General features: G+C 66.4%; 2 protein-coding genes. Both read left to right on the plus strand.

Features of this window, described 5'->3' with window-relative positions; translation table 11 throughout:
* Nucleotides 1–66 precede the first annotated feature (66 nt).
* On the plus strand, nt 67–1,581 hold the full coding sequence (locus tag AX681_RS07650; RefSeq protein WP_066659009.1) for a fumarate hydratase: 1,515 nt from the start codon (nt 67–69) through the stop codon (nt 1,579–1,581).
* 308 nt (nt 1,582–1,889) lie between these two features.
* A complete protein-coding gene (locus AX681_RS07655; RefSeq protein ID WP_066659007.1) occupies nt 1,890–2,183 on the plus strand; it encodes a GIY-YIG nuclease family protein in 294 nt (97 codons plus the stop codon).
* Nucleotides 2,184–2,252: the final 69 nt, after the last annotated feature.

A 2,252-nucleotide genomic window follows, 5' to 3' on the forward strand; every position in this document is an offset into this window, starting at 1 on the left:
GGTTAGCGACTGGAAACCCGCCTGTCATCCGCTAAAGGAGCGGACAAAAGTGGACAGGGACAGGCAATGGTTACGATCAAGACCGACGACCTCATCGACAGCGTCGCCGACGCGCTTCAGTTCATCAGCTACTATCACCCGATGGACTATATCCGCGCGCTGGGCGTCGCCTATGAGGCCGAACAGTCCCCCGCCGCCAAGGACGCGATTGCCCAGATCCTGACCAACAGCCGCATGTGCGCAGAGGGGCATCGCCCGATCTGTCAGGACACCGGCATCGTCAACGTCTTCGTCAAATGGGGCATGGACTGCCGCCTCGACGACACCAGCCGCAGCCTTCAGGACGTGGTCGATGAAGGCGTCCGCCGCGCCTATCTCCACCCGGAAAACAAGCTGCGCGCCTCGGTCCTCGCCGACCCGGCCTTCACCCGCCGCAACACCCGCGACAACACCCCCTGCGTGCTGCATGTCGAGCTGGTCGCGGGCGACAAGGTGCATATCGACGTCGCGGCCAAGGGCGGCGGGAGCGAGAACAAGTCCAAGTTCAAGATGATGAACCCCAGTGACTCGATCGTCGACTGGGTGCTCGAAATGCTGCCCCAGATGGGCGCCGGCTGGTGCCCGCCCGGCATGCTCGGCATCGGCATCGGCGGCACGGCGGAACATTGCGTCCTGCTCGCCAAGAAGGCGCTGATGGAACAGATCGACATGGCCAGCCTGAAGCAGCGCGGGCCCCAGAACGACCTCGAAGCGCTGCGCATCGAGATTTTCGACAAGGTCAATGCGCTCGGCATCGGCGCACAGGGGCTGGGCGGCCTCGCCACCATCCTCGACGTCAAGATCCTCGACGCCCCCTGCCACGCGGCGGGCAAGCCGGTGGCGATGATCCCCAATTGCGCCGCCACCCGCCACGCGCATTTCACGCTCGACGGCAGCGGCCCGGCCTATCTCGAGGCGCCCAAGCTCGACGAATGGCCCGACGTCAACTGGACGCCGGACAAGGCCGCGATCCGCGTCGATCTCGACGCACTGACCCCCGAAATCGTGCAGAGCTGGAAGCAGGGCGACCGCCTGCTCCTCAACGGCAAGATGCTCACCGGCCGCGACGCCGCGCACAAGCGCATCGCCGACATGCTCGCGCGCGGTGAGGAACTGCCCGTCGCGTTCAAGGGCCGCGTCATCTATTATGTCGGCCCGGTCGATCCGGTCGGCGAGGAAGTGGTCGGCCCCGCCGGCCCCACCACCGCGACCCGCATGGACAAGTTCACCCGCATGATGCTGGAGCAGGGCCTGCTCGCGATGGTCGGCAAGGCGGAGCGCGGCCCCGCCGCGACCGAAGCGATCCGCGACCACCAGAGCGCCTACCTCATGGCCGTCGGCGGCGCCGCCTACCTCGTCGCCCGCGCGATCAAGGGGTCGAAGGTGGTCGGGTTCGAGGATCTCGGCATGGAAGCGATCTACGAATTTGAGGTGCAGGACTTCCCGGTAACCGTCGCGGTCGATGCCGAGGGCAACAATGTCCACCAGCTTGCGCCTTTGGTGTGGCGCGACAAGATCGCGAAGGAAAAGCTGCTAGCCTGACCCGTCGCCCCGGCCTTCTCCGTTGCCCCGGCGCAGGCCGGGGCCGCCAGAGGCAAAAGCGACCCCCTCGACAAAGCCGCCCGCCAAACTACCGTCGCCCCAGCGCAGGCCGGGGCCGCTAGGCGGCGACGGGAAACCCGCGCAATATAGCGGCCCTACCCGTCGCCCCGGCGCAGGCCGGGGCCGCCCGGTTAGACAGGACCACGCCAAGCCACATCGCGGCCCCGGCCTGCGCCGGGGCGACGACAGCCCCCTCGACAATCCAGCCCAGCCCCATATCCTGACCTCATCCACGCCGGAGGCAATCGATGGAAACGGGCGGCTATACCTACATCGTCACCGACCGCCCCTTCGGCATCCTCTACACCGGCGTCACCGCAGACCTCCCCGCCCGCCTCCACGCCCACCGCACCGGCACTGGCTCCAAATTCGCAAAGAAATGGGACTGCACTCGCCTCGTCCTGATCGAACATCACGACCGCATCGAAGACGCCATCGCCCGCGAAAAAGCGCTGAAGAACTGGAAGCGAGCGTGGAAACTACGACTGATCTCCGAACACAATCCCAACTGGGATGATCTGTGGCACACACTGAATTGCTAGGTGAGTCCGATCAACATGGCGGCCCCGGCCTGCGCCGGGGCGACGAAGCCCCCCGTCGCCCCTCCACCG

The organism is Sphingomonas sp. CCH9-E2 (assembly GCF_001557215.1).
Classification (GTDB): domain Bacteria; phylum Pseudomonadota; class Alphaproteobacteria; order Sphingomonadales; family Sphingomonadaceae; genus Sphingomonas.

What these genes read in the sequence shown, in the direction of transcription:
- AX681_RS07655 (WP_066659007.1), top strand. Translation starts at nt 1,890, where the DNA reads ATGGAAACGGGCGGCTATACCTACATCGTCACCGACCGCCCCTTCGGC.
- AX681_RS07650 (WP_066659009.1), top strand. Translation starts at nt 67, where the DNA reads ATGGTTACGATCAAGACCGACGACCTCATCGACAGCGTCGCCGACGCG.